The organism is Stenotrophomonas sp. YJH_SMC_119, assembly GCF_059368315.1.
Map to the genome: position 1 here is coordinate 796,151 of NZ_JCAFRP010000001.1, position 26,845 is coordinate 822,995.

27 protein-coding genes are annotated in these 26,845 nt (G+C 67.9%); 12 read left to right on the plus strand and 15 right to left on the minus strand.

Features of this window, described 5'->3' with window-relative positions:
• Window positions 1-285: 285 nt before the first annotated feature.
• The gene (locus tag AC5P6S_RS03610; RefSeq protein WP_005414439.1) at window positions 286-1,539 is read right to left on the minus strand and encodes a flavohemoglobin expression-modulating QEGLA motif protein; all 1,254 of its coding nucleotides are present in this window, start codon (window positions 1,537-1,539) and stop codon (window positions 286-288) included.
• A 209-nt stretch (window positions 1,540-1,748) separates the two neighbouring features.
• Window positions 1,749-2,858 carry a ribosome small subunit-dependent GTPase A gene (rsgA, locus tag AC5P6S_RS03615; RefSeq protein WP_032965961.1) on the minus strand — a complete coding sequence of 370 codons (1,110 nt, stop codon included), beginning with the start codon at window positions 2,856-2,858 and terminating at the stop codon, window positions 1,749-1,751.
• Window positions 2,859-2,972: 114 nt separating this feature from the next.
• Here rsgA and AC5P6S_RS03620 point away from each other — a divergent pair, with 114 nt between their 5' ends.
• Genes AC5P6S_RS03620 through AC5P6S_RS03630 form a run of 3 tightly spaced genes read left to right on the plus strand, consistent with a single transcriptional unit; the run spans window position 2,973 to window position 5,591 of the window.
• The gene (locus AC5P6S_RS03620; RefSeq protein ID WP_005414441.1) at window positions 2,973-4,247 is read left to right on the plus strand and encodes a pyridoxal phosphate-dependent aminotransferase; all 1,275 of its coding nucleotides are present in this window, start codon (window positions 2,973-2,975) and stop codon (window positions 4,245-4,247) included.
• Window positions 4,248-4,249: 2 nt separating this feature from the next.
• Window positions 4,250-4,867, plus strand: a complete 618-nt coding sequence (locus AC5P6S_RS03625; protein ID WP_012481226.1) for an SGNH/GDSL hydrolase family protein — start codon at window positions 4,250-4,252, stop codon at window positions 4,865-4,867.
• A gap of 4 nt (window positions 4,868-4,871) precedes the next feature.
• Window positions 4,872-5,591 carry a class I SAM-dependent methyltransferase gene (locus tag AC5P6S_RS03630; RefSeq protein WP_099479682.1) on the plus strand — a complete coding sequence of 240 codons (720 nt, stop codon included), beginning with the start codon at window positions 4,872-4,874 and terminating at the stop codon, window positions 5,589-5,591.
• Window positions 5,592-5,711: 120 nt separating this feature from the next.
• Here AC5P6S_RS03630 and AC5P6S_RS03635 read toward each other — a convergent pair whose 3' ends face one another.
• The gene (locus AC5P6S_RS03635; protein WP_033835208.1) at window positions 5,712-6,491 is read right to left on the minus strand and encodes a polysaccharide deacetylase family protein; all 780 of its coding nucleotides are present in this window, start codon (window positions 6,489-6,491) and stop codon (window positions 5,712-5,714) included.
• 59 nt (window positions 6,492-6,550) lie between these two features.
• On the opposite strand from AC5P6S_RS03635, the gene grxD reads away from it, so the two are divergent.
• Window positions 6,551-7,477: a Grx4 family monothiol glutaredoxin gene (gene grxD / locus AC5P6S_RS03640; protein ID WP_012481229.1), complete on the plus strand. Its 927-nt coding sequence runs from the start codon at window positions 6,551-6,553 to the stop codon at window positions 7,475-7,477.
• Between the two features lie 77 nt (window positions 7,478-7,554).
• Here grxD and AC5P6S_RS03645 read toward each other — a convergent pair whose 3' ends face one another.
• Window positions 7,555-8,094 (minus strand): DUF924 family protein, encoded by a 540-nt coding sequence (locus AC5P6S_RS03645; protein WP_005410992.1) that lies wholly within the window; start codon window positions 8,092-8,094, stop codon window positions 7,555-7,557.
• A gap of 43 nt (window positions 8,095-8,137) precedes the next feature.
• Entirely contained in the window at window positions 8,138-8,914 is a 777-nt protein-coding gene (locus AC5P6S_RS03650; protein ID WP_005414446.1) for an AMP nucleosidase, read from the minus strand.
• A 152-nt stretch (window positions 8,915-9,066) separates the two neighbouring features.
• On the opposite strand from AC5P6S_RS03650, the gene AC5P6S_RS03655 reads away from it, so the two are divergent.
• The 5 genes from AC5P6S_RS03655 to AC5P6S_RS03675 all read left to right on the plus strand — a co-directional run bounded on the left by AC5P6S_RS03655 (window position 9,067) and on the right by AC5P6S_RS03675 (window position 13,864).
• Window positions 9,067-10,476 carry an amidohydrolase gene (locus AC5P6S_RS03655; protein ID WP_012481231.1) on the plus strand — a complete coding sequence of 470 codons (1,410 nt, stop codon included), beginning with the start codon at window positions 9,067-9,069 and terminating at the stop codon, window positions 10,474-10,476.
• Window positions 10,476-11,759, plus strand: a complete 1,284-nt coding sequence (locus AC5P6S_RS03660; RefSeq protein WP_076739022.1) for an amidohydrolase family protein — start codon at window positions 10,476-10,478, stop codon at window positions 11,757-11,759. The genes AC5P6S_RS03655 and AC5P6S_RS03660 overlap by 1 nt, the downstream gene beginning before the upstream one ends.
• 20 nt (window positions 11,760-11,779) lie before the next feature.
• Complete coding sequence (locus tag AC5P6S_RS03665; RefSeq protein ID WP_005414448.1) at window positions 11,780-12,412, plus strand: 2-hydroxychromene-2-carboxylate isomerase; 633 nt, start codon at window positions 11,780-11,782, stop codon at window positions 12,410-12,412.
• Between the two features lie 94 nt (window positions 12,413-12,506).
• Window positions 12,507-13,448, plus strand: a complete 942-nt coding sequence (locus AC5P6S_RS03670; RefSeq protein ID WP_495204475.1) for a DegV family protein — start codon at window positions 12,507-12,509, stop codon at window positions 13,446-13,448.
• Between the two features lie 77 nt (window positions 13,449-13,525).
• Window positions 13,526-13,864 carry a hypothetical protein gene (locus AC5P6S_RS03675; RefSeq protein WP_006469105.1) on the plus strand — a complete coding sequence of 113 codons (339 nt, stop codon included), beginning with the start codon at window positions 13,526-13,528 and terminating at the stop codon, window positions 13,862-13,864.
• Window positions 13,865-14,020: 156 nt separating this feature from the next.
• Here AC5P6S_RS03675 and AC5P6S_RS03680 read toward each other — a convergent pair whose 3' ends face one another.
• From AC5P6S_RS03680 to AC5P6S_RS03695, 4 genes are all read right to left on the minus strand, one after another.
• Window positions 14,021-15,433: an efflux transporter outer membrane subunit gene (locus tag AC5P6S_RS03680; RefSeq protein ID WP_012481235.1), complete on the minus strand. Its 1,413-nt coding sequence runs from the start codon at window positions 15,431-15,433 to the stop codon at window positions 14,021-14,023.
• Window positions 15,430-16,512, minus strand: coding sequence for an HlyD family secretion protein (locus tag AC5P6S_RS03685; RefSeq protein WP_012481236.1), 1,083 nt, complete (start codon window positions 16,510-16,512; stop codon window positions 15,430-15,432). The genes AC5P6S_RS03680 and AC5P6S_RS03685 overlap by 4 nt, the downstream gene beginning before the upstream one ends.
• Before the next feature lie 21 nt (window positions 16,513-16,533).
• On the minus strand, window positions 16,534-18,063 hold the full coding sequence (locus AC5P6S_RS03690) for an MFS transporter (RefSeq protein ID WP_012481237.1): 1,530 nt from the start codon (window positions 18,061-18,063) through the stop codon (window positions 16,534-16,536).
• 153 nt (window positions 18,064-18,216) lie between these two features.
• Entirely contained in the window at window positions 18,217-19,134 is a 918-nt protein-coding gene (locus tag AC5P6S_RS03695; RefSeq protein ID WP_005411002.1) for a LysR family transcriptional regulator, read from the minus strand.
• A gap of 141 nt (window positions 19,135-19,275) precedes the next feature.
• Here AC5P6S_RS03695 and AC5P6S_RS03700 point away from each other — a divergent pair, with 141 nt between their 5' ends.
• Window positions 19,276-19,722 carry a universal stress protein gene (locus AC5P6S_RS03700; protein ID WP_032129880.1) on the plus strand — a complete coding sequence of 149 codons (447 nt, stop codon included), beginning with the start codon at window positions 19,276-19,278 and terminating at the stop codon, window positions 19,720-19,722.
• Between the two features lie 5 nt (window positions 19,723-19,727).
• The gene (locus tag AC5P6S_RS03705) at window positions 19,728-20,198 is read left to right on the plus strand and encodes a hypothetical protein (protein WP_005411004.1); all 471 of its coding nucleotides are present in this window, start codon (window positions 19,728-19,730) and stop codon (window positions 20,196-20,198) included.
• A 39-nt stretch (window positions 20,199-20,237) separates the two neighbouring features.
• On the opposite strand, the gene AC5P6S_RS03710 is transcribed toward AC5P6S_RS03705, so the two are convergent.
• From AC5P6S_RS03710 to AC5P6S_RS03735, 6 genes are all read right to left on the minus strand, one after another.
• On the minus strand, window positions 20,238-21,683 hold the full coding sequence (locus tag AC5P6S_RS03710; protein ID WP_235643475.1) for a GGDEF domain-containing protein: 1,446 nt from the start codon (window positions 21,681-21,683) through the stop codon (window positions 20,238-20,240).
• 188 nt (window positions 21,684-21,871) lie between these two features.
• Entirely contained in the window at window positions 21,872-22,702 is an 831-nt protein-coding gene (gene fghA, locus AC5P6S_RS03715) for an S-formylglutathione hydrolase (protein WP_099524261.1), read from the minus strand.
• Window positions 22,703-22,765: 63 nt separating this feature from the next.
• Window positions 22,766-23,125, minus strand: coding sequence for a YqcC family protein (locus AC5P6S_RS03720; protein WP_495204476.1), 360 nt, complete (start codon window positions 23,123-23,125; stop codon window positions 22,766-22,768).
• A gap of 8 nt (window positions 23,126-23,133) precedes the next feature.
• Window positions 23,134-24,243 carry an S-(hydroxymethyl)glutathione dehydrogenase/class III alcohol dehydrogenase gene (locus tag AC5P6S_RS03725; RefSeq protein ID WP_005411008.1) on the minus strand — a complete coding sequence of 370 codons (1,110 nt, stop codon included), beginning with the start codon at window positions 24,241-24,243 and terminating at the stop codon, window positions 23,134-23,136.
• A gap of 59 nt (window positions 24,244-24,302) precedes the next feature.
• On the minus strand, window positions 24,303-24,578 hold the full coding sequence (frmR, locus tag AC5P6S_RS03730) for a formaldehyde-responsive transcriptional repressor FrmR (protein WP_005411009.1): 276 nt from the start codon (window positions 24,576-24,578) through the stop codon (window positions 24,303-24,305).
• 70 nt (window positions 24,579-24,648) lie between these two features.
• Window positions 24,649-25,554, minus strand: coding sequence for a LysR family transcriptional regulator (locus AC5P6S_RS03735; protein ID WP_060380164.1), 906 nt, complete (start codon window positions 25,552-25,554; stop codon window positions 24,649-24,651).
• A 129-nt stretch (window positions 25,555-25,683) separates the two neighbouring features.
• On the opposite strand from AC5P6S_RS03735, the gene AC5P6S_RS03740 reads away from it, so the two are divergent.
• Window positions 25,684-26,787 (plus strand): alkene reductase, encoded by a 1,104-nt coding sequence (locus AC5P6S_RS03740; protein WP_495204477.1) that lies wholly within the window; start codon window positions 25,684-25,686, stop codon window positions 26,785-26,787.
• Window positions 26,788-26,845: the final 58 nt, after the last annotated feature.

Genomic DNA, 26,845 nt, shown 5'->3' on the forward strand with positions numbered 1-26,845 from the left:
GGCTTCCCGCGCCACGGTGCGGAAGGCAAAGAAGAGCAGAAGCAAAGAGCCGGGCATTGCCCGGCTCTTTGCTTTTCAAGCGCAATCCCTTCGGCGCGATGATGTGCTGCCGCCCGCGCGGGAAACTGTCTGGCGGCGGTGGGGCACCCTGGCCAGGACCGTGAGGCGCATGGATGCGCCGATCGAGCCCCCATGGATGGGTTTACGGCGTGTCCTGGCCAGGGTGCCCCACCGCCGCCCAGCGACATCAATCGAGGCGCCAGCGCATCATCCCGCCAACGCATTTCATTCCGGCGCCAGCTGGTCCATCCGTATCCGGTTGGCAAACAGCGAGAACGCCAGCATCCCGGCCAGGCCGTTCGCCCGGCTCACCCAGTGCGGCAGCCAGCGCGGCGGCTTCAGCACCCCCGCCTCGAACAACGGCGCGAACGCGATCGCATCGGTCAGGCTCATCTTGCCGGCGAACAACCAGCGGCAGACCTGCAGGCGGTCCTCGGCCAGCATGTGGCGGAAGAAGGTGTGCACCGACACCAGGCCGCGCAGGTACACCGTGTCCTTGGTGAAGGCCAGGCCGCCATTCGGCGGCACGCCGCGGAACACGCGCTGTGCCGAGGCGAAGCTCTCCTCCGCATTCTGCCCGGCGTCGCAGAAATAGCGGAACACTTCGATGAAATCGGCGCCTTCGCGTGCCATCGCAATCGCTTCGGTACGCAGGCTGATGCGCTTCAGGCGCTCGATGTCGATGCTGCCAGTGATCTGCTCGGCGAACGTGGCCAGGCCTTCCTGTGTCGCGGTCACCCGCGGCGAAGACAATGCCAGGCTCGGCAGCACCGGCTGTTCGCGGCCATTCAATGCGGTCAGCGAATGCACCAGCGCTTCGTGGTGGAACAGCTGCGCGCGGTCGTAGGCACTGAAGCGCGCACTGGTGCGCAGGCGGATGCGGGTCGGGCCGGCAGCTGCTTTGGACACCAGTTCCGGGTCGAGCTGTACCTGGATGATGCGCGATTCGAAGAAGGCATCCAGGTCGTTCTGCAGCTGCAGCTGCAGGGCGATGGCCGACACTGGCACCTGCTCTTCCGGCGCCAGCAGTTCGTGGTCCAGTTCGGCGGCAATCTGGATGAAGTGGCGCGCCGCTTCGCGCGTGCTCGGGCCATTGCCCGGCAGCGGCTGCTCCGGCGCGCCGAACAGCTGCACCGAACAGGTATCGACGGCGGCGGTGCCCAGCCCTTCCAGCAGCTGCGCGGCCAGGTCCCAGCTCTGCGCCGATTGCCGCACGTAGTGGCCCAGTGGGTGGCTGTCGTCGCAGTCGGCGGCGATCGCGGCCAGCGCGCGACGTTCTTCGCTGAAGTCCAGCCGTGGGTAATCCACCTTCGGCAGCACCGGCTGACCACGTGCCACGCTGTCCAGGAACGGTGCCTGCACCGTTGCCGGCCAACTGGTCAGGCCCAGCAGGCGGATGCCTCCCACGGCCTCGACCAGGCGCGCATCGAGCGCTGCATGGTGGGCCACGTCACGGTCCAGCGTCGCAGTCGGTTCCATGCGCGGACTATAGCGCCCTGCCCTTGCTTTGGTAGGTGCCAACGTTGGTTGGCATCCGCCGACGGCGGGCTTCGGACACACCCGTGCCAACCAGGGTTGGCACCTACCAGGAGCGGGCAGTTGGCATCCGCCCGAAGCAGACAGAGGCGGGTTCATTGCAGGGGTCAGCGCCCATTGCGGTGCAATGGGATCCGACCCCGCGGTACCGATCAACGCCTACGCGGCTTGCCGGCCGGGCGGAACTGCTGGCCCTTGCCCTTCTTGCCGCCACGCTCCTGCGCGGTCTCGGCCTGGCGGACCGCCAGCTTGGCGGCGGCGGCGGCCACTTCTTCCTTCAGCTTGAAGTAGTTGAGCAGCCGGCTCTCTTCGATCTCACCTGCGTCGATCGCTGCGCGTACGGCACAGCCCGGTTCCTGCTGGTGCTTGCAGTCGTTGAAACGGCACTGTGCGGCCAGCGCTTCGATATCGGCGAAGCCGCCTTCGGACAGCGTCTCTTCACCGGTCGGCTTCAGCTCGCGCATGCCGGGGGTGTCGATCAGGCAGGCGCCGGTCGGCAGCGGCATCAGTGCGCGGTGCGTGGTGGTGTGGCGTCCGCGCGAATCGTTGGCGCGCACCGCGTTGGTCTTCATCCGCTGCTCGCCCAGCAGGGTGTTGGTCAGCGTCGATTTGCCGGCACCGGACGAGCCCACCAGCACCACCGTGCGGCCCGGGCCCAGCCACGGTTGCAGCACCGCCACGCTGTCGGCATCCAGGCCATTGATCGCATGCAGCGCGATACCCTGCATCTCCAGCTCTTCCAGCACCGCCAGCGCGTCTTCGCTGTACTCGGTCTGGTCAGCCTTGGTCAGCACTACCACCGGTTCGGCACCGCCACCGCCGACCAGCAGCAGGTAGCGCTCGATGCGGCGCGGATTGAAGTCGGCATCCAGGCCGCAGACGATGAACACCGTGTCGATGTTGGCCGCGATCACCTGCTGGTGGTAGTGCTCGCCGGCGGCGCCTCGCTTGATCGCGGTGCGGCGTGGCAGCAGGGCGACGATGCGGATGCCATCGAGCAGCACCCAGTCACCCACCGCCGGCCGTTCATGGCTGGGGAAGCGCGGGCGCTGCCATTCCGGCAGCGACTCGGCCTTGATCGACGCATCCGGGCCATCGGCCACCACGTAGTGGGTGCGGTGCTGTTCGATCACCCGTGCCGGGCGGGCCTGCGGATGTGCGGCCATTGCGGCCTGCCAGTCGGCCTGCTGCGCCGGGCCCGGCCAGGGCCAGCCAATGGTCTGCAGGGCGATGAAATCGGGGGTCTGGGTCATCGCCGCCATTCTACCTGTGCCGGCGCCCTGCCAGCCCAGCAATGACGGGCCCGGCGCCCTTGCCATGCATTGCAGCAATTCCGGTAGGATGGAAGCCCCATGCCTTTTGACGGCCCAGCTCCCATGTCCACCAACTCGCCCAAGCCCCTGGCCATCCGCGAGCGCCTTTCCGAAGTGCGCTACGAAATCCGCGGAGAACTGGCGCGGCGAGCCCGGGAGCTGGAGGCGCAGGGCCGCAAGCTGATCAAGCTCAACATCGGCAATCCGGGCGCTTTCGGCTTCCGCGCGCCGGAGCACCTGCAGCGTGCGATCGCTGACGACATGGGCCGCACCGACCCGTACACGCACCAGCAGGGCCTGCCGGTGGCGCGCGAAGCCATCGCCAGCTACTACGCCCGTCGTGGCGCGCCCGATGCGCACCCTGACCGTGTCTTCCTCGGCAATGGCGTCAGCGAGCTGATCGACCTGTCGCTGCGTGCGCTGCTCAACCCGGGCGATGAAGTGCTGGTGCCCTCGCCCGACTACCCGCTGTGGTCGGCCTCGACCATCCTCAACGATGGCCGTCCGGTGTACTACCGCTGCGCACCGGAGAACGGCTTCCAGCCGGACCCGAGCGAGATCGAGACGCTGGTGTCCTCGCGCACCCGCGCCATCGTGCTGATCAATCCGAACAACCCCAGCGGCGCCAGCTACCCGCGCGAACTGCTGGAGCGCGTGGTCGAGATCGCACGCCGCCACAACCTGTTGCTGCTGGTCGACGAGATCTACGACCAGATCCTGTACGACGACGCGGTGTTCCAGCCGGTCGCGCCGCTGGCCGGTGATCATCCGTGCCTGACCTTCAGCGGCCTGAGCAAGGTGCACCGCGCCTGCGGCTGGCGCGTGGGCTGGGCCCACCTCAGCGGCGACGATGCCCGCCTGGGTGACTTCCGCGCGGCACTGGACCTGTTGGGCGCGCTGCGCCTGTGCGCCAACGTGCCGGGCCAGTACGCCATCGAGGCCGCGGTGAACGGTCCGGACACCATTTCCGAGCTGTGCACGCCGGGCGGCCGCCTGTATGAAACCCGCCGCGCGGTCATCGAGGCCTGCGAAGCCAGCGAACATCTGTCGCTGGTCGCACCGGCCGGCGCGCTGTACGCGTTCCCGGCCGTGGTCGGCGCCGCTGCGAAGGGCTTCGACGACCACAACTTCGCGCTGGACCTGATGAACAACGAAGGCGTGCTGGTGGTGCCGGGCTCGAGCTTCAACGTGCCCTACCGCCATCATTTCCGCGTGACCCTGATGCCGGAGGCCTCGGTGATGCGCGATGTGTTCGCGCGCATCGACCGCGTGCTGGCGCGACGTGCCGAGGACGCGACCAAGGTCGTGCCGCTGAAGCCGCGCCGTTCGGTGGCCTGAGCGTGGCGCTGTCCTACCTGGCGCTGGGCGATTCGTACACCATCGGTGAAGCGGTTGCAGTCGAAGGCCGCTGGCCGCACCAGCTGGCCGCCACGCTGCGTGCGCAGGGCATTGAGCTGTCCGATCCGCAGACCATTGCGACCACCGGCTGGACCACCGACGAACTCGATGCGGGCATCGATGCGGCTGCGCCGCAGGGCCCGTTCGATTTCGTCAGCCTGCTGATCGGCGTCAACAACCAGTACCGCGGGCGTCCGCTGGACGAATACCGCAGCCAGTTCCAGGCGCTTCTGCAGCGGGCGATCGGCTTCGCTGGCGGTGATGCCAGACGCGTGCTGGTGCTGTCCTTCCCCGATTGGGGCGCGACCCCGTTCGGCGCAGGCAGTGGCCGCGACCTGGCCGGGATCGAGATCGAGACCGACGAGTTCAACGCGGCAGCCGAGGTGATCAGCACCCAGCAGGGCGTGGCCTTCGTCGACATCACCGATATCAGCCGCGCACAGGGCGAAGACCCGACGATGATCGCCGAGGATGGCCTGCACCCTTCGGCGCGGATGTACGCGCTGTGGAGCGCACGCGCCCTTCCGGTGGCCGCGCACCTGCTCGGCGGCACGGACTGAGGCGATGGACGGCACGCCACGGAACGGCCCGCCCCTGCCCTGCACTCCCCTGACGGCCCCGCAGGCCCGCTTGATTGCCGAGGCCTTCCGCCCGGCGCAGGCCTGGGGCAGCCGCCGCGACTACTACTACACCCGTGGCAAGCTCGGCAGCGATCCGCTGTACGACGGCGTGCTGCAGCATCTGCCTGACGATGGGCAGCCGGTGCTGGACCTGGGCTGCGGGCTGGGCCTGTTCGCCCATGTACTGCGCCAGCGCGGCGGTACCCAGCGCTACCTTGGCGTGGACGTGGATGCCGGCAAGATCACCCGCGCGCAGCGTGCTGCCGCCGACCTGCATGACGTGCGCTTCGATTGCGTGGATGTGCAGGCGCCGCTGCCGGCGCAGGCCGGGCACGTCCTGCTGCTGGACGTGCTGCAGTACCTGGACGCGGGCCCACAGCAGGCACTCCTGCGCGCGGCCAGCGCGCAGGTGGCCCGCGGCGGCTGCCTGCTGCTGCGCACGCCGCTGGCCACCGGCGATGGCCGCGACCGCACCACGCGGGTGGCGGACCGGCTGGCCTGGCTGATCGGCTGGATGGGCACGCGACCGCGCCACTACCCCGATCCGCAGGTATTGCAGACAACGCTTGCCGAAGCTGGATTGCAGGTGACCGCACCCCGCCCGCTGCACGGGCGTACCCCCTTCAACAGCTGGCTGCTGGTGGCCAAACGCCCCGCGTTGTAGGGCCGAACCCACGCTCGGCTGTGCTGTTGCGGTAGATCCACGCCATGCGTGGATGGTCTCGCGACCATTCCTGTAGGGGCGAGCCCACGCCCGGCTGCCCCAAGCGGCCAGAAGCCTGGTTTACAGGACCGGCAGCCGCGCCTTCAGCCCCCGCTCGTCCAGCGCCTGCAGAACGCGTTCGATGATCACCCGATTGTGACCGTGGGCGGCGCCCTCATGCAGCAGCACGATGGCGCCGGGTTGCAGGTCAGGCAGCAGCCGCGACAGCACGCCCTCCGGCGTGCAGCCGACGCCGTCGTAGCCCCGGGCACTCCAGCCCACGCGCACCAGGCCCAGCGCCTTCAACACCGGTGCCACGAACGGATTGGTCATGCCCACCACCGAGCGGTACCAGCGCACCGGATGCCCGCTCAGGGCCTGCAGTGCATGCTGGCAGCCCTCGATCTCCGCCCGCATCGCCGCCGGGCCCAGACGCCAGAAGCGCGCCTGTGGGTGGCTGTGGCTGTGGTTGCCCAGGTCGTGGCCGCGGCGCAGGATCTCCTGCACCAGTTCCGGCTGTGCCAGCGCACGTTCCCCCACCAGGAAGAAGGTGGCGCGCGCCTGGTGGCGGTCCAGCAGGTCGAGCACGGCGCGGGTTTCCGGGCCGGGGCCGTCATCGATCGTCAGCCAGACGCTGTTGCCGGCCTCTGGCAACCGGCTCAGCACCGGTGCGTAGAAGCGGCTGTTGGGCAGGAATATCGGCACCATGAACAGCGCGTGGCTGGCCACCATCAGCGGCAGGCCCCAGTGCCAGCCTGCCAGTACCCATACCAGGATCACGGCCAACTGCGACGCCACCAGCCAGGGCAGCCAGCGCCAGGGCCGGGTCGGGATGCGATGCAATGTTCCTGCGTTGCTCATCCCCCATGATGCCATGAGGGGTAGAATTGATGATTCGAATTCCCGGAAACCCGACGTCCATGTCCCTCGATCCCGCCCTGCGTTCGCGCATCGAATCCATCCTCAACGCCAACCGCGTCGTGCTGTTCATGAAGGGCCAGCCGTCGATGCCGCAGTGCGGTTTCTCGGCCAAGGCCGTGGGCGCCCTGCAGGATCTCGGCGTCGAGTTCGCCCACGTCAACGTGCTGGCCGACCAGGAAATCCGTGAAGGTATCAAGGTCTACGGCGACTGGCCGACCATCCCGCAGCTGTACATCGACGGCGAACTGGTCGGTGGCAGCGACATCGTGCTGCAGATGGCCGCCAGCGGCGAGCTGAGCAGCGTGCTGGGCCTGGCCGCACCGGACCGCACCCCGCCGAGCATCACCGTCACCCCGGCCGCCGTGGAAATGCTCAAGGGCGCGCTGGCCGACGCTCCGGGCGCTGCCCTGCAGCTGAGCATCGACGCCGGCTTCCAGCCGAACTTCCAGCTGGCTCCGCACGACGAAGGCGCGATCGCTGCCGAGTCCAACGGCCTGCGCGTGCAGTTCGACCTGGCCAGCGCGCGTCGCGCCAACGGCATCACCATCGACTGGGTGGACGACATCCGCGGCAAGGGCCTGGCCATCGACAATCCGAACGCACCCAAGCCGGTGCAGGAAATCAGCGTGCGTGATGCCGATGACCTGGTGCGTGCCGGCAACATCACCCTGGTGGACGTGCGCCCGGCCGAGGAGCGCGAGATCGCTGCTGTGGGCGTGCCGTTCAAGAGTTTCGACGGCAACGGCCGTGCGGAGCTGGAGGCCCTGCCCAAGGACACCGCACTGGCCTTCATGTGCCACCACGGCGGCCGCAGCGCACAGGCTGCCGAGCAGTTCCGTGCACTGGGCTTCACCAAGGTGTTCAACGTCACCGGCGGCATCAACGCCTGGTCGGAAGAGGTGGACAACGGCGTGCCGAAGTACTGATCGGCCCTGAAAAAGGGGACGGAGGGGATTAAGTCGTTTATGGCACAAACGACTTAATCCCCTCCGTCCCCTTTTTCTTAGCCGGCGAACCCGCCTTCGGCCAGGTAATCCAGTTCTTCCGCCGTGGGGAAGCGACCGAGCACGGCATTGCGATGCGGGAAACGACCGAAGCGGCGGATGATGTCGCGGTGCAGTTCGGCGTACTGCAGGTATTCCTTGTCACCCAGCACGTCGAACATCGCCACCGAGCGGTCCTGGTCCAGCGGATCCTCGGAGTGCTCGAACGGCAGGTAGATGAAGGCGCGCAGCTTCGGCACCAGCTGCAGATCCAGGCCTTCCTCGATGGCGCGCATGGCGTAATGCCGGGCCAGGCCATCGGTGGCGTAGGAATGGGCAGTACCCCGGAAGCAGTTGCGCGGGAACTGGTCGAGCAGCAGCATCAGGGCCAGCGCCCCTTCGGCACTGCCCAGCCAATGTTCGCGCGCGCGCGAAGCGGCGGCGAAATGCTCATCCAGAAACAACTGGCGGAACTGCGCGTCGAACGCGTCGTCGCGGGCGAACCACTTCGCAGGGCCCGCCTCCTTCCAGAATTCCACCACTTGCGCGGCAACGTCCATCACCTACTCCCCAAGGCCGGCGCGCCGCGCCAGGCCATCATCATCATTCGTCGAAGCGCAGGTGGCGGACCGACTTGCCGTTGCGCCGGATAAGCTTAAGCGCCTCGATACCGATCTGGATATGGTTTTCCACGAACTGGGAGCTGACCTTGGCATCGGAGGCTTCGGTCTTGACCCCATCGGGGATCATCGGCTGGTCCGACACCAGCAGCAGCGCACCGCTGGGGATGTGGTTGGCGAAGCCGGCGGCGAACACGGTGGCGGTTTCCATGTCGATGGCCATGCAGCGCATCGCCCGCAGCCGCTCCTTGAAGGCCTCGTCGTGCTCCCAGACCCGGCGGTTGGTGGTGTAGACGGTACCGGTCCAGTAGTCGTGGCCGAGGTCGCGGATCATGGTCGAGACCGCACGCTGCAGCGCGAACGCCGGCAACGCCGGCACTTCCGGCGGCAGGTAGTCACCCGAGGTACCCTCGCCACGGATCGCAGCGATCGGCAGCACCAGGTCGCCCAGCTGGTTCTTGCGCTTGAGGCCGCCGCACTTGCCCAGGAACAGCACCGCCTTGGGCATCACCGCCGACAGCAGGTCCATGATGATCGCGGCATTGGGGCTGCCCATGCCGAAGTTGATCATGGTGATGCCGTCGATCGTGGCGCTTGCCATCGGCCGGTCCAGGCCGATGACCGGCGCACCGGTCAGCTCGGAAAAGGTATGCAGGTAGCCGCCGAAGTTGGTCAGCAGGATGTGCTGGCCGAACTGGTCCAGAGGCACCCCGGTATACCGGGGCAGCCAGTTGTCGACGATTTCCTGCTTGCTTTTCATGGGCGGTCCGGTACGGCGGGGGACCGGGTATTTTCGGCCACCCGGCCGGTGCAGTCGAGCCGCCGTCGACCGTCCTGTGAAGAAGGTCACTTGGCAAGCCCGCCACCACCGGGCTAGCGTCGGCGGTTGGACCAGGTTGCAAGGGGAACTGCATGGCATCGACGTTGTTGCGCGCCGGGGTGGTCCTGGCGCTGCTTTCATTGAGTACGGCTCCGGCGGTGGGCGCCTCGCGCTTTGTCGCCGATCCCTACCCCAGCACCTACCAGGCCCATCCCGATGCGCCGGTACTGATCCAGAACGCCACCGTGCTGACCGGTACCGGCCAGCGCCTGGACAACGCCGATGTGCTGCTGCGCGACGGCCGCATCGTTGCCGTCGGCCGCCAGCTGCAGGCCGATGCGGGCGTCACCCGCATTGATGCACAGGGCAAGTGGGTCACTCCGGGCCTGATCGACGTGCATTCGCACCTGGGCGTGTATCCCAGCCCGGGTGTCGGTGCGCACAGCGACGGCAACGAGATGACCGCACCGGTCACCGCCAACGTCTGGGCCGAACACTCGGTGTGGCCGCAGGACCCGGGCTTCGCCACCGCGCTGGCCGGCGGCGTGACCAGCATGCAGGTGCTGCCGGGCTCGGCCAACCTTGTCGGTGGCCGCGGCGTGACGCTGAAGAACGTCCCGGCCATCACCTACCAGGCGATGAAGTTCCCCGGTGCGCCGTGGGGCCTGAAAATGGCCTGCGGCGAGAACCCCAAGCGGGTCTATGGCGAGGGCAAGGGCGTGACCCCGGCCACGCGCATGGGCAACGTGGCCGGCTATCGTGCCGCCTTCATCGATGCCGCCGACTACATCGCCAAGAACAAGCCCAAGCCGGCAAAGCGCAAGAGCTGGTTCGGCAGCGACAAGGGCGACAGCGCCGGTGATGCCGGCGGCAAGCGCGATCTCAAGCTGGACACGCTGGCCGGCGCGATCGAAGGCGACATCCGCGTGCACATCCACTGCTACCGCGCCGACGAGATGGCCACCATGCTCGATCTGGCCAAGGAATTCGGCTTCAAGGTAGCCGCCTTCCACCACGGCGTGGAGGCCTACAAGCTGGCCGACAGGCTGGCCGCCGACGGCGTCTGCGGTGCGCTGTGGGCCGACTGGTGGGGCTTCAAGATGGAAGCCTTCGACGGCATTCCGGAGAACATCGCGCTGGTCGACCGGCCGAAGAACAGCTGCGCCATCGTCCACTCCGATTCACCCGAGGGCATCCAGCGCCTGAACCAGGAAGCAGCCAAGGTGATGGCGTCCGCGCGCCGCGCGCGCATGCCGGAGATCACGCCCGAACACGCCATCACCTGGATGACCGCCAACGCCGCCAAGGCGCTGGGCATTGAAGGCCAGACCGGCACCCTGGAGGCCGGCAAGATGGCCGACGTGGTGGTCTGGAACGGCAACCCCTTCAGTTCGTATGCGCTGGCCGAGCAGGTCTTCATTGATGGCCGCAGGTTGTACGACCGCAGTGCACCGGCAGCGACGCCGCGTTCTGATTTCCAGCTCGGCCAGGAGGTGCGTTGATGATGGTGCTCAAGCAGTTGACGCAGTCTGCCGCGAAGGGCAGCCGAGCATGGTTCGGCGCTACTGTCATGGTGCTGGCCTGCATCTCCGCATCCGCACAGGCACAGGACCTGCTGGTGCGCAACGCAACGGTGCACACGGCCAGCGCACGCGGCAGCCTGCACAACGCCGATGTGCTGGTCCAGGGTGGCATCATCCGCGCGGTCGGCCCCGGCTTGTCCGCGCCGGCCGGGGCGACCGTGGTCGAAGCCAGTGGCAGACCGCTGACCCCGGCCCTGTTCGGTGGCATCACCGAAACCGGCATCGAAGAGGTCTCGGGTGAATCGAGCACGGTGGACAGTTCGTTGAAGCTCGGTGAGCAGCCGCTGCGCCCGGAATTCGACGTCACCCTCGCCTACAACCCGGCCTCGGTGCTGATTCCGGTCACGCGCCTGGAAGGCATCGGCTTCACTGCATTGGGGGCAGCCACTGGTGGTGGTTTCGTGGCCGGCCAGGGCGGCGTAATGCGGCTGGACGGCAGCGCCGACCCGATCGGCCCGCGTGCCCTGTTCCTGCGCATCGGCGCGGCCGCCTCCGAACTGACCGGCCATTCGCGCGCCGCGCAATGGATGCTGCTGCAACAGATGGTCGACGAAGCACGCGGCCAGGTTGCTGTGGATTCGCCGCACGCGCTGTTGACCCCGGCCGGGCGCCGCACACTCAGTCGCTACCTGGCCGGCCAGGGCCGCATCGTGGTGGAGGTGGATCGTGCCTCGGACATCCGCCAGCTGCTGCGCTGGGCCACACGCGAGAAGGTGAAGATCGCCATTGCCGGTGCCAGCGAAGCCTGGCAGGTCGCGCCGGAGCTGGCCGCTGCGCACGTGCCGGTATTCGTCGACGTGCTGGCCAACCTGCCAGCCAGCTTCGACCAGATCGGTGCCACCCTGGAAAACGCCGCGCGCCTGCAGCGTGCAGGCGTGCCGGTGTCGTTCGTGCAGCGCGGCGACGCCACCCACAATGCGCGCAAGATGCGCCAGCTGGCTGGCAATGCAGTGGCCAACGGCCTGCCCTGGGCTGACGGTCTGGCCGGGCTGACCCGGGTACCCGCACAGGCGTTCGGCGTGGCCGACCAGATCGGCAGCATCGAGCCCGGCAAGCGCGCCGACCTGGTGCTGTGGGAAGGCGACCCGCTGGACGTGGCGCACTATGCCGAACAGGTCTGGCTGGGCGGGCGTGCGATGCCGATGCGCTCGCGCCAGACCGACCTGCGTGATCGCTACCTGCAGCGCAATGCGCAGCCCTGACCGCATTGAAGGACACCACCATGGCCACCCTGCGCTGGTACTTCGACTTCGTCTCGCCCTACTCCTACCTGCACTGGCAGAAGCTGAAACAGTTGCCGCAGTTCGCGCAGATCCAGACCGTGCCGATCGCCTTCGGCGCGGTGCTGCATCACCTGGGCAATCTCGGGCCGGCCGAGATCCCGGCCAAGCGCCGTTTCATGTACCGCCAGCTGCAATGGACCGCGCAGGCCGAGGGCACGCCGATGCGCTTCCCGCCCGGCCATCCGTTCAATCCGTTGTCGGCGCTGCGCCTGTGCCTGGCCGCCGGAGCCAGCGCACAGGCGGTGGACGTGCTGTTCGACTGGATCTGGCGCGACGGCCATGCCGGTGACAGCGCCGAAGCCCTGCGCGAACCGGGTGCGCAGCTGGGCATCGAGGATGTCGCCAGCGCCATCGCCGCCCCGGCGGTCAAGGAACAGTTGCGGCGCAACACCGAGGCCGCAATCGGCGCCGGGGTGTTCGGGGTCCCGACCCTGGCCATCGACCAGGAACTGTTCTGGGGCAACGACGCCCATCCGCTGATGGCGGCCGTGCTGGCCGATCCTGCCCTGCTGCAGCAGCCCGAATGGCAACGCCTGGACAGCCTGCCGGTGGCGGTACAGCGCGATCGCTGAACAGGGGTGGCGCCTTTCCCTCGGGCGCGGGCTCTGGTTTTGAGATAGATTTCACGTTTCCGAACCTACAACCGCCCTGGAGGGGGAGCCGCGGATGCGCATCGGAATCGTCGTCGACTCGGCCTGCGACCTGCCGCAGGACTTCATTGCCGAGCACAACATCGTGCTGCTGCCGATCACCGTCCGCATCGGCGAAGCCGTGCTGGCCGATCACCGCGATGAGCAGGCCACCCTGAGCTTCCTGCACGCGCACGTGGCCGAACACGGCGCCGAGGCGGAAACCATTCCCTTCAGTGTCAACCAGATCCGCGACCTGTTCCTGCAGCAGCTGGTGATCGATTACGACCACGTGTTCTGCATGACCATCACCAAGACCCGCAGCCCGATCCACGACAACGCGCTGCAGGCCAGCTTCGCCATCCTCAACGACTACAAGCCGGTGCGCCAGGCGGCAGGCTACAACTCACCGTTCGCGCTGCGCGTGCTCGATACCCAGAACCTGTTCGCCGCGCAGGCGGCTACGGCGGTGGAAGCCGTGCGCCTGCGCGAGAGCAACGCCAGCGTGCAGCAGATCCGCGAGCGGCTGGAGGAACTGGCCGGCAACGTGCACGGCTACATGGTCACCCGTGACCTGTACTACATGCGTGCGCGCGCACGGCACAAGGGCGACCGCAGTGTCGGCCTGCTCAGTGCGGCGCTGGGCAGCGCGCTGGACATCAAGCCGGTGCTGCACGGCTACCGCGGCGAAACCGGGCCGGTAGCCAAGATCAAGGGCTTCGACAATGCCGTGCAGAAGCTGTTCGCGGTGGTCGGCCAGCGCGTACGTGCCGGACTGATGACGCCGACGGTGTGCGTCAGCTACGGCGGAGAACTGGACGAGCTGCGTGCCCTGCCCGGCTACGCACAGTTGAAAGAGGTCTGCGCCACCCATGGCGTGACCGTGTACGAATCGGTGATGAGCCTGACCGGCATGGTCAACGTCGGCAAGGGCGCGGTCACCGTAGGCTTCGCCGATGGGCCGCATCGGTTCGAATGAGCGCTGGCCACGGCCGGAATCTGCACATCGATTCCACTGCGGTTGTGCCAGTCTTGCCGCACTTCAAGGAGAACTCCATGCCTGCGCAGTACCACATCAGCCTGCCCGACCCGTCCAAGGCCCGTGGCAATGACCCTGACCTGTCCTTCCACTCGCAGGGCGCCGCCGGTTTCGCCGAAGAGCTGCAGGATGCCCTGCGCAGCGGCACGCTGTTCGAGCGCTGGAAGGCCAAGCAGCCCGACCCGGACGCGGTGGAACCGCAGTGGGGCGTGACCGATCCGGACGCCACCGTGACCGGCGAGCAGAAGGACCTGCGCATCAACCTGGTCGCCACCACCCGCATCGACAGCGACGTGTTCAAGCAGCGCCTGCGCCTGCTGGCCGGCCACCACTGGGAACTGCGCGACGTGCGTTGAGGCCTGGATCTGGTAGTGCCGGCCGCTGGCCGGCAACCGCAACAGCCACGAAGGTGCCGGCCAGCGGCCGGCACTACCCCGACGATTCCCTACCAGCCGCCAGCCAAAGCCGTGCGCTGGTAGAGGCGCCGGGCATGGCCCGGCGTTTCCATATCGTTACCAGCCGCCGCCCAGCGCGCGGTACAGCTCTACACGCGCGATCGCGGCGGTGGCCTGGCTGTTGGCCAGCGCGGCCTGGTTGTCCAGTGCGATGCGCTGGGTGGTCAGCACGTCCAGCATGTCGACCACGCCGGCCTGATACTGCCGGCGCGCCGCCCCCAGTGCCGTCTCGCTCTCATCCACTGCCACGTGCAGCTGCACCGTGCGCTGCTGCTCGGCACTGTAGCCATCCATGGCGTCATCCACTTCGTGCCATGCCTGCAGCACGGTACGGCGGAACTGCAGGGCCGACTGTTGCTGCTGCAGCCTGCTCAGCGCGAGATTGGCCTTCAGCCGTCCGCCCTGGAAGATCGGCAGGCTGATCGACGGACCGATGCTGAAACGGTGCGCGTTCCAGCCATCCAGATCATCGAGCTGCTTGGCCTGGAAGCCGGCGTCGCCATTCAAGGTGATGCGCGGCAGGAAACTGGCCTTGGCCACGCCGATGCCTGCCGTTGCCGCATGCAGTGCCGCTTCGGCACGACGGATGTCAGGGCGACGCTCGGCCAGTTCACTGGGCAGCCCCACCGCTACGGCCGGCAACGCCGGCCAGTCACGGCGTGCATCCTGCAGCTGCGCGTCCAGCGCCTGCGGCGGCTGCGCCAGCAGGAACGCCAGCGCATTGCGCAGCTGCGATTCGCGATGCCGCAACGGCGCGATGCGTGCCTGCAGCGATGCCACCTGCGCGGCCGCGCTGGACACCTGCAGCGTGCTGGCCACACCCTGGCGTTGGCGTGCTTCGGTCAGGCGTTTGATGTCGTGGGCGATGCTGAGGTTGTCCTCGGTGATCGCCAGCAGCTGCCGCGTCGCGCGCAGCTGCAGGTAATCACGCGCGGTTTCCGCCAGCAGCGCGATGCGCACTGCATGTGCATCCTCCTCGGCCATCTGCACGCGCGCGTCGGCCGCTTCCACCTGCCGCCGCACGCGGCCCCACAGGTCCAGTTCCCAGCTCAGGCCGATACCGGCCTGGAACAGCCCGTAGTCATCACGGCCGCCGTTGCCGGACGGATCATTCAGGCCCACCTCGCTGTTGCGTGCACGCACGCCACTGGCGCTCGCGCTGACGCTGGGCAGGCGATCGGCGGCGGTGATGCCGCGTGCAGCACGGCTCTGCTGCACGCGGTTGGCCGCCAGCTGCAGGTCCAGGTTGGCCGCCAGCACCTGGTTGGCCAGCTGCCCCAGCAGCGGATCGTCGAAACCGGCCCACCAGGCCGCGTCCTGGTCGATGGCGTTGCCGGCGACGGCCTCACTCTGCCAGTGGCTGGGCAGTTCCGCCTGCGGACGTACGAAGTCCGGACCCATCGTGCAGGCAGCCAGGGCCGTGCACAGGCTGGCCGCAACGAAGGTGCGGAACACGGTGACTGCGCTCATGCGCCCTCCCCGCTCTTGTGGCCCGGACTGTGCTGCACGCTCTGCGCGCGCGCGCGGCTGCCCAGGTCAACGCTGGCTTCCACCGACATGCCGGCACGCAGCTGGTCCAGCAGCGGCTGGCCCGGCTCCAGCACGATCTTCACCGGAATGCGCTGCACCACCTTGGTGAAGTTGCCGGTGGCGTTCTCTGGTGCGACGGCAGCAAAGGTGACGCCGGTGGCTGGTGCAATGCTGTCGATGTGCCCGCGCAGCGGCTTGCCCGGGAATACGTCCACCTTCAGTTCGACCTGCTGGCCGGCCTGCATGCGGGTCATCTGCGTTTCCTGGAAGTTGGCGACCACGAAGGCGCGCTTCAGCGGCACCACCGCGGCCACCGGCGTACCCGGCGTCAGGTAGGCACCCACGCGCACCGCGCGGCGACCGACCATGCCATCGATCGGTGCGCGCAGCACGGTGTGCGACAGATCCAGTTCGGCGCGTGCCTGCGCCGCTTCCGCACGCTGCACCGCCGCCTGTGCAGCCTGCACGCCCGCGCTGAGGATGTCGGTGCGCTGGCGTGCGGTCGACAGCGCGGCCTGGCCCTGCTGCAGATGCGCACTGGCCACGGCCTGCTTCGACTGCGCCTGCTGCGCGTTCTGCACGGTACCGGCGCCGTCACGGGCCAGTTCGCGGTAACGCTGCTGGTCGGCACTGGCCAGGGTCAGTTCGGAACGGCTGACATCGACACTGGCCCTGGCCTGCGCGATCAACGAGTCCTGCTGGGCCAGTGCGGCCTGCGCATTGGCCAGCTGTGCACGGGCATTGGCGAGGTCGGCACGGGCCGCCTGCAGGGCGACCTGGTAGTCGCGGTCGTCGATGCGGGCCAGCACATCACCGGCCTTCACCGACTGGTTGTCCTCGACTTCCACGGCACTGACGAAGCCGGGAATCTTCGGCGCTACCAGGGTGTAGTCGGCCACCACGTACGCATTGTTGGTGGTCTGGTGGCCGCCATCGCGCAGCAGCAGCCACGCGCCGACGGCCAGGGCCAGCACGCCCAGGCCCAGGCCGGTGTTGAGGGTGGTTCGATTGATCGTCATGAGGGGGTTCCTGCGAAAGGTTCAGGCCACGGCACGTGGCGGATGGATGCGGGTGGGCATCCAGGCAATGAGGGGAATGAAGGCCAGCGCCACCAGTGCGACCACCCAGTACAGGTCGGCCGAAGTCAGCGCCTGTACCTGTGCATGCAGGCGCGCGCCCAGCTGCGGGCCATCGGCCAGCCACGGTTGCTCGCCAAGGCGATCGACCAGCACGGTGGAATGGAAATGACGGCGGCCCTGGGCGACGGCATCCAGCACGCCGCCGGCGAGCACGGCAGCGAAGCCCTTGACCGTGTTGAACCAGGCCGAGGCGAACGGGCCGTCCTGCGGCGCCAGGCCGCCGGTGGCCAGCATCAGCAGCGGCAGCACCGCCATCGGTTGCGCGAACACCTGCAGCAGCTGCACCCACAGGAAGTTGTCGCGGATCCAGGCCACGTCCAGGTGCGAGCCCAGCCAGCAGGCCAGCGCCAGCATCGCCAGGCCCGTGGCCTGCACCCAGCGGCAGTCCACCGCGCGGATGTTCAGCAGCGCCGCCACCAGCGGCAGCGCGATCACCTGCGGCAGCGCCACCCACAGCAGCATCGGTGCGGTCTGCAGCGGCCGGTAGCCCTGCACGCTGGCCAGGAACCCGGACGGGATCGAGATCACCGCCAGCAGCACGAACAGCACGCCGCCCAGCGTCACCAGCGAGTAGCTGAGATTGCGGTTGGCCAGCAGCTGCAGCTTGAAGAACGGCAAGGGGTGGAACCATTCATTGATCATGAACAGCACCATCAGGCCGGCACCGCCACCGATCATCAGCGTGATCATCGGCGAGTCGAACCAGTTCAGCCGCGGGCCCTGCACCAGGCCCAGCACCAGCAGCACCAGCGCCGGCAGGCCCAGCAGCAGGCCGACGCCATCGAACTGGGCGAAGCGTTCCAGCCGCAGCGGGTCCTGCGGCAGGCCCCAGCCGACCATCGCCATGGCGGCCAGGCAGTACGGCACGATCTGCCAGAACGCCCAGTGCCAGCCCACCTGCTCGACCCAGAACGCGGCCAGCGGCGTGCCCATGCTCGGGCCGAACGTCGCCGTCAGCGCGTAGCCGGCCAGGCCATACAGCTTGATGCCCGGGGGCAGGAAGCGCAGCGCCACGCTCATCAGCAGCGGCGGCAGCGCGCCACCGCACAGACCCTGCAGCGCGCGCAACAGCAGGAACACCTGCAGGTTCGGGGCAAGCGGGCAGAGCACGCCCAGCACCATGAAGCCACCGATCATCGCCAATGCGAAGCGGCGCAGCGAGAAGGTGGCGGCACACCACGGTGCGAAGGCCATCGCGCTGACCGACATCGCGCTGTAGAGGGCGACGATCCAGCTGCCGTCGTCGACGCTGAAACCCATCGCGCCACGGATGTCGGCCAGGGCGACCTTGGTGATGTTCTCGTTGAAGCCCGACACCAGCACCGCCAGCAGCACGCCACACAGGCCGACCAGAATGCGGCGATCGAGCCCGGGGGCGGCGGCAGGACGGGGCGCTGCGGCGGCCGGGACAGCGGCGGCCGGCGTACTCATCGCCGGGCACCTATCCGTGCAGTGCACGGCATATTGGGGGTCATTGGAATGCGCTCAGTGAAACTCCGGGGAGCGCAGTCTAGGGAGCCGGTACCCTGCGAAAAATGGCGCAACCCGCATCCCAGGCGTGCGCCAGGCGCACGCATGCAGATATCAGCGCGGGGCCTCCCCTGCGCTTTCGCACATGGTCTTGATCGACCGCCGCAGCCACTGGTGGGCGGCGTCGTTGTCCAGTCGTGGATGCCAGGCCTGCACGATGGCGGCGGTCCGCACCGGGATCGGCAGCGGGAACAGGCGCAGCGGCAGGCGCATGCTGACGATCCGCTCCAGCATCACGCTCGGCATCTGCGGCAGGATCAGGTCCGATTCGGCCGCCGCGAAGATCGCGCCGTGGAAGGTCGGGCTGATCAGCGCCACCCGCCGCTGCAGGCCCAGCGCGGCCAGATCATCATCGATCGGACCACGCGGCAAGCCGCGGCGCGACACCGCGATGTGGTCGCAGGCGGCAAAACGCTCGGCGCTGATCTCCTCATCGAACAAGGGATGATCTTCGCGCGCGGCGCCCATGAACGAGGTACTGAACAGGTTCTGCACCTTGGTATCGGGCGCATGCTTGCCGGCGGTGCTGATGTACAGGTCGATCCGGCCCTGCGCCATCGCATCGTCGTCGGTATCGCCCTCGGGCACGAAGCGCAGCACTGCGCGCGGCGCCTGCTGGCGGAACAGCTCGCGCAGGCGTCCGCCGAAACCACCGACGAACACATCATTGGCACGCACGCTGAAGGTTCGCTCGAGCACGCGCATGTCTACCTCGCGACCGGCGTTGAAGACGCGGTGGGCCTGCTCGATCACATCGCGGACCTGCTCGCGCAGCTGCAGGGCGCGGGGCGTGGGCGCCAGACCGCGGCCGGCACGCACCAGCACCGGGTCGCCCAGCGCGGTGCGGATCCGGCCCAGGGTACGGCTCATCGCCGGCGCGCTCAGGTTCATCCGGCGCGCGGCGGCGGCCACGCTGCATTCGTCAATCAGCACGTCCAGTGCCAGCAACAGGTTCAGGTCCGGCAGGGGCATGACAGTCTCCAGTAAATCAGATGACTTTACGGCACTTGCAACCACGGTGGATTGCGTTCGACGCATTCATTGACTGACGGGCACGGCATGGGTGCGCGCGGTGACATCGGCGACCATCCCCGGCCTGCCAAGGAGACATCCATGTTCAATACCCTGCTGGTCGCCCTGGATGGTGGCCCCCAGCACGCGCGCGTGCTGGACCTGGCCGCCGCCATCGCCGGCCCCCACAGCCGCCTGCACCTGCTGTGCGTGCTCGACCCCGAATTCGCGCTGGCGGCCGATGCCAGCGAAGCCGACCGCATCGAGTACCCGGAAGCCGCCCGCCAACGCTCGCGGGCCGAAGCGGTGCTGGCCGAAGCCCTGGCCGAGCTGCGCGAACGCGGCGTCGACGCCATCGCGCAGATTCCCTCCGGCGACCCGGGCGAAGTGATCAGCGAGCAGGCCCGGCGCCTGAAGTGCGACCTGATCGTCATCGGCCACCGCCACCTGTCCCGGCTGGAACGCCTGTTCGAACCCTCGATCGGGCAATGGACCATCGACCACGCGCCCTGTCCGGTGCTGGTGGAAACCCGCGACCCACAGCCCTAGCCACCATGGCCTCCCGTTCCCCGTTGTTTCCCACCCGGGTCAACTACCGCGCCTTCGGTCGACAGTTCGGCCGGGGCGAACAGGCGCTGCTGGGCGCGATACGGCAGTTGCGCGACCCCGATCTGCAGGCCGATGGCCTTGCCCAGCTGAGCGGACTCGGGCTTGGCCAGGAGGGATGCGACGCCTTCATCGGCCTGCTGCCGCTGCTGGCCACCCCCGCCGCTCCGATCGATCTGCTGCCGGCCGGCTCTCCCTTCATTGCCGCCAGCGAATTGGACCTGCTGGTCTGCCTGCTGCGCATCGCACAATGGCGGCATGCGCGGCCCCGCGAAGACGACACGCTGGCACCCTTGCGCCGGCAACTGGCACGCTGTGCGATGGCCGTGCAGGCGGCAAACCTGCCGTTGCGGCAGCGCTCGTTGTCACCGGTCGGGCTGAGGCTGCTCGATCCGACCGGCTGGTTGCGGCAGCGATAAGCCGTCGCGCCCCCCGTGTGATCGCATGCAGAGAGCTGCTCAGCAGTCCATCGTTCCGTGCGTGCTGCCCTCGTCATCCAGCACGTGCGCATGCAGGATCACCTGGTTGCGGCCAGCCCGCTTGGCGGCATACAGGCCGGCATCGGCGTCTGCCAGCAACTGATCGGCACTGGCCAGAGCCGGCGGATGCAGGTAACCCACGCCGACGCTGATGCTGACCGGGCCTTCCGGCAATGGCAGCGCTTCGACCGCTTCGCGCAGCCGCTCGGCCAGCGCCAGCACGCCCGACAACGGGCTTCCGGGCACGATGACGGCGAACTCTTCACCGCCATAACGCGCAACGCTGTCACCACCGCGACCGGCTATGGCCTTCAGCACCCCGGCCACCGCTTGCAGGCAACGATCACCGGCTGGATGGCCGTGCTGGTCGTTGAAGGCCTTGAAGTGGTCGATATCCACCAGCAGCAGGCCCAGCTCGGTGCCGCTGCGCCGTGCGCGATTCCACTCGGACGTCAGCCGTGCGTCGAACTCGCGGCGGTTGGCCACGCCGGTCAGGCCATCCTGCCGCGCCAGTTGATCCAGTGCTGCCTGGCGTTCCAGAAGATCGGTCTGCAGCAGGACGCTGCGCAGGCCGAAGCCAAGGGTGGCTACGACGAAGCCGGCAACGGCCAACGGCCGCGCATGATCGACCACCAGCGTGCCGACCACCAGCAGCAGCAATGGCAGGATGATCGGACCGGCGGCCTGCACCGTCCTCGCCAGCCGCGGGTGCGGCGTTGTGCCTGCGTCCGGCACCGTGTCCAGCGCCAGGCAGGCGATCAGCAGGAAAGGTATGTCGATCAGCAGATCGTTGAACGCACCGAATGCATCGTCGGATGTGTAATGGTTGATGTAGTAGGCCACCAGCAGATAGGCCATCGCGTACAGCGCCAGTGCGCGGAAGAACCTGCGCCGTTCGGGCACGTCGCCGGCCAGCCAGCGCACCACGGCGAACGCGGCGATACACAGGTTCTGGATGTCGAACATGCGCTGCATGTTGGACATCGCATGGGCGTCGACCTCGACACGGGCGGCGAACGATGCGGTGTGCACGAAGAACAGCACACCCAGCAGCGCCGCCATCGCCGCGTCGATCAGGCTGATGCTCAGGCGCTCGCGGCGTGCCCGGGCCAGGATGAACACCAGGGGCACGCCATACAGCACGTAAAGGAACAGGCTTGCGCGCGGGGTGAAATCAGCACGCCCGGCGCCCAAGGCGTCGATCATGTTGAACGCCATGCCGCCGGCCCACAGCAGCAGTGCCAATGCCGTGGCGCGCCACCCCAGTGCCGCGCGGTCGCGGCGGGCCCGCCACAGGCAGGCGGCCGCCGCCAGCAGCGGTGCGCCGGTCAGGAAAACGAAGGAGCCTACCCCGGCGGGGCCAGGCCACAGGGCCAGCACCAGGCCATGGCACAGCACATACAGCAGCGCCAGCACTACCGGCATGCATCCCCCCGATCCGCAAGGCCGTCTACGCGCACGATAGCGCGCCGGCACGCCACAGCGGCGTGATCCACTGCGGCAAAACGACACTCCGAGTGCACCGCGATGGTAGTGCCGGCCGCTGGCCGGCAAACCCAATGAATCACAGGGCTGCAGGTTGCCGGCCAGCGGCCGGCGCTACCGGAAAGCGCTCAGCCCTGCAGGGCGCGGGCGTGGTGGGCGATGTGCTCGCCGATGAAGCTGGCGATGAAGTAGTAGCTGTGGTCGTAGCCGAGCTGCAGGCGCAGGGTCAGCGGATGGCCGGCGGCATCGCAGGCCTGCTGCAGGCGCTGCGGCTGCAGCTGGGTCTGCAGGAATTCGTCCGCCTCGCCCTGGTCGACCAGCAGCGGCAGGCGCTCGTCAGCCATAGCGATCAGCTCGCAGGCATCCCATTGCGCCCAGTCGGCCGGGTTGTCGCCCAGATAGGCATGGAAGGCCTTCTGCCCCCACGGCACGTGGCTGGGCGCGACGATCGGCGAAAACGCCGACACGCTGCGATAGCGCCCGGGGTTGCGCAGCGCGATCACCAGCGCGCCATGGCCGCCCATCGAATGGCCACTGATCGCGCGCGCGTCGGTCACCGCGAAGTTCGCCTCGATCAGCGCCGGCAGCTCCTGCGCCACGTAGTCATGCATGCGGTAGTGCTTCGCCCACGGTGCGCGGGTGGCATTGAGGTAGAACCCTGCCCCCTTGCCCAGGTCGTAGCCCTCGGCATCGGCTACGTCATCACCGCGCGGGCTGGTGTCGGGCGCGACGATGATCACACCGTGCTCGGCCGCATAACGCTGCGCGCCGGCCTTGGTGATGAAATTCTGCTCGGTGCAGGTCAGGCCGCTCAGCCAGTACAGCACCGGCAGCTTCTGTGTTTCCGCCTGCGGTGGCAGGTACACGGCGAACTGCATGTCGCAGCCCAGCGTGGTCGAATGATGGCGGTAGACGTCCTGCCAGCCGCCAAAACATGCGCGGTGTTCAATGCGTTCCATGGTGCTCTCCTGCGCGGCGCGTCAGCGCACGCGTGCTTCTGGTAGATGCCGACCTTGGTCGGGTTATCCACGCCCGGCGTGGATGCCTTGGTTGATCCGTTCATCCAGCTGTGCCAGCAGGCGCAGCAACGATTCGACGCCAGGCTGGCCGTCCAGGTTGCGATACGCCGCCACCGCCACGTCGCTGCGTGGTGGCCACTGGCCGTCGGCGCGGGCTTCGTGCAGTCGCGGCAGGAATACCTGCGCAAGCCACTGCTCGAACGGCATGCCATCGTCGCTGCCGAAGGCCGAAGTCACCGCACGCGGTGGCCCCACCGCGCCGTCGACCCAGCCCAGCGCACGCAACGCCTGCTCGATCGGCGCTACCAGGGCCGCGCGCGGGTCTTCCGCACGCGGCCGGCGCAGGGCATCGAACCAGCCCATGACGCGGCTCAGTAGTGGACCACCGAACGGATCGACTTGCCTTCATGCATCAGATCGAAGGCGTCGTTGATCTTGTCCAGGTCCATGGTGTGGGTGACGAACGGGGCCAGTTCGATATCGCCCTTCATCGCATCCTCGACCATGCCCGGCAGCTGGCTGCGGCCCTTCACGCCGCCGAAGGCGGTGCCCATCCACTTGCGCCCGGTCACCAGCTGGAACGGACGGGTGGAGATCTCCTGGCCCGAACCGGCCACGCCGATCACCACGCTCTGGCCCCAGCCACGGTGCGCGCATTCCAGCGCCGCGCGCATCACGTTGACGTTGCCGATGCACTCGAAGCTGTGGTCCACGCCCCAGGTGGTCATTTCAACGATGACCTGCTGGATCGGCTTGTCGAAATCCTTCGGATTGATGCAGTCGGTGGCACCGAATTCGCGCGCCAGTTCGAACTTGGACGGGTTGGTGTCCACCGCGATGATGCGGCCGGCCTTGGCCTGGCGCGCACCCTGGATCACCGCCAGGCCGATGCCACCGAGGCCGAACACGGCCACGCTGTCGCCTTCCTGCACCTTGGCGGTGTTGTGTACCGCGCCGATGCCGGTGGTGACGCCGCAGCCGAGCAGGCAGACGTGTTCCGGGTTGGCGTCCGGGTTGATCTTCGCCAGCGAGACTTCGGCAACGACGGTGTACTCGCTGAAGGTCGAGCAGCCCATGTAGTGGTACAGCGGCTCACCGTTGTAGCTGAAGCGGCTGGTGCCATCGGGCATCACACCCTTGCCCTGGGTGGCGCGCACGGCCACGCACAGGTTGGTCTTGCCGCTCTTGCAGAACAGGCACTCGCCGCACTCGGCGGTGTACAGCGGAATCACGTGGTCGCCGGGCTTGACACTGGTCACGCCCTCGCCGACCTCGACCACGATGCCGGCGCCTTCATGGCCCAGCACCACCGGGAACAGGCCTTCCGGGTCATCGCCGGACAGGGTGAACGCATCGGTGTGGCAGACACCGGTGTGGGTGATCTTGACCAGCACTTCGCCTGCCTTCGGCGGGGCGACGTCGATCTCGACGATCTGCAGCGGCTGGCCGGGACCAAAGGCGACGGCGGCACGGGATTTCATGGGTGGACTCTCCAGAGACAGGCAATGACAGGATGGGCGGCGCCATGTTGCGCCGTCGTTTACTTCAGGTACGAGCGGATCAACGCGCTCATGTCGCGCACGCGTTCGGCGCGTTGTTCATCGGAGGCTGCGGGTTGCCCGAACTCCTCGCGCAGATGAGCCTCCATCACCTCGGACATCAGGCCGTTGACCGCGCCACGGATGGCGGCGATCTGCTGCAGCACCGGCCCGCAGTCAGCGCCGGCTTCCAGCGCGCGGTCCAGCGCATCGCACTGGCCGCGGATGCGGCGCACGCGGGCCAGGACCTTTTTCTTTTCTTCGGGGGAGTGCGGCATGGCGGGCCATCTCGGAACTATACTGGGGGACAGTATACAAGCCGAAGTCACGAACTCAATCCTGGCCGGCTCAATCAAACAATCCCTCACCCGCCAACCGGGTCAGTTCATCCACCACGTAGCGCACCTTGGGCCGCAGGTGGCGCGTCGGTGGCCACAGCGCGTGGATATCGATGTGCCGTTGCATGTGCGCATCCAGCACCGACCGCAGCGCGCCGGAATCCAGGTGACGCCGTACCAGTGAAACCGGCATCTGGCAGATACCAAGCCCGGCGATGGCCGCCTCGATCACCGCGTCGCCGTCATTGAGTTGATACGGCGCATTCGGGATGAATGTCCCTTCGTCCTCCTCGCTACCGATCCGCCACCACACCGGTTGCCCGTGGCGGAAGCCAACAATGCTGCGGTGCTGCGCCAGTTCCTCCACCGTGCGCGGCACGCCGTGCGCCTGCAGATACTCTGGCGATGCGCAGGTGACCAGTCGCTGGCTCCCCAGCCGCCGCGCCACCAGATGCTCGGCCTGGTGCAGCCCGCCGAAGCGGATCAGCAGGTCGATGCCTTCCTCGATGGGATCGACGAAATGATCGGTGAAGGTCATCGTCAACTGCAGGTCCGGGTACTGCCGGCACAGCCGCAACAGCACCGGCAGCACCACCAGGCGCCCGAACGAGGATGGCATGTCGATGCGCAGCCGCCCGCTGGGCAGGCCGGCCGAACCCAGGCAGGCCTCGGCGGCGGAGATTTCTTCCAGCGCCGCCGCGCACGATGCGTAGTACGCCTCGCCATCGGTGGTCAGCGCGATGCGCCGCGTGGTGCGGTGGAACAGGCGCACCCCCAGCCGCGCTTCCAGCCGGGCGACGGCCTTGCCCACCGCCGAGCGCGAGATGCCCAGCGCGTCGGCGGCCTCGGTGAAGCTGCCTGAGCGGGCCGTGGTGACGAACGTGACCAGGCCATTCAACGATTCCAGCGGCAGCATCGTTCGCGCTCCATTGGGGACAAATAGTCCCGCACCCAGGGAGATCGAAGCGCTTTATGCGCCCGCATGTCAACTCCATCCTGTGTGCATCGCGCCGCTGGCGCCTTCCCCCGCACCGAGATGACCGACATGACCGCCGCCCTGTTCCGCCCCTTCGACCTTGCAGGCACTTTCCTGCGCAACCGCATCGCGATGGCGCCGATGACCCGTGCCCGCAACCCCGGAGCGGTCGCCAACGAACTCACCGCGCAGTACTACCGGCAGCGCGCCAGCGCCGGCCTGATCATCAGCGAAGGCACGCCTGTCTCGCCGCAGGGCCAGGGCTACATCGACGTGCCGGGCATCTGGTCGGCCGAGCAGGTGGCCGGGTGGAAGCGTGTCACCGAGGCGGTGCATGCCGCACAGGGCACGATCTTCGCCCAGCTCTGGCACGTCGGCCGCATGTCGCATTCCTCGCTGCAGCCCGACGGTGGGCAACCGGTCAGCGCCGGTACCCGCCCGGTGGCCAGCGCACCGAAGAACACCTCGTTCGTGTACCTGGACGATGGCAGCCGCGGCCACGCCGATCCCACTCCGGCACGTGCACTGGAGACTGCGGAGATCCCCGGTATCGTCGACGACTTCGTGCGCGGCGCAGACAACGCCATTGCGGCCGGCTTCGACGGCATCGAACTGCATGCCGCCAACGGTTACCTGTTCGAGCAGTTCCTCAACCCGCTCATCAACCAGCGTGATGATCGCTACGGCGGCTCGCTGCCCAATCGTGCGCGCTTGATCCTGGACACCGTCGATGCGATGGCGCAGCGTATCGGTGCGCATCGCATCGGCGTGCGCCTGGCACCGAACAACCTCACCTTCGACATGCCGTTCTACCCCGACAACGAAGCCACCTATCTGTACCTGGCCGAGGAACTGGGCAAGCGTGGGCTGGCCTACGTGCACCTCAACGACAACGTGCAGGCGGGCCAGTCGGTGCTGGGCGAGGCGTTCCTGCGGCAGTTCAGGCAGGCCTACGGTGGCACCGTCATCCTGGCAGGTGGCATGACCCGCGAACGCACCCTGCAGCTGGTCGAAGCGGGCACCATCGACCTGGCCGCGTTCGGCCAGCCGTTCATCGCCAACCCGGATCTGGTCGAACGCCTGCAGCGCAACATCGCGTTGGCCACGCCCGACCGCAGCACCTATTACGGTGGCGGCGAAGCAGGCTACCTCGACTACCCGGCCGCGGGCTGATCCCCCACGGGGCCTCCACGGGGTCGGATCCCTTTCCAACGGAAAGGGCTCTGACCCC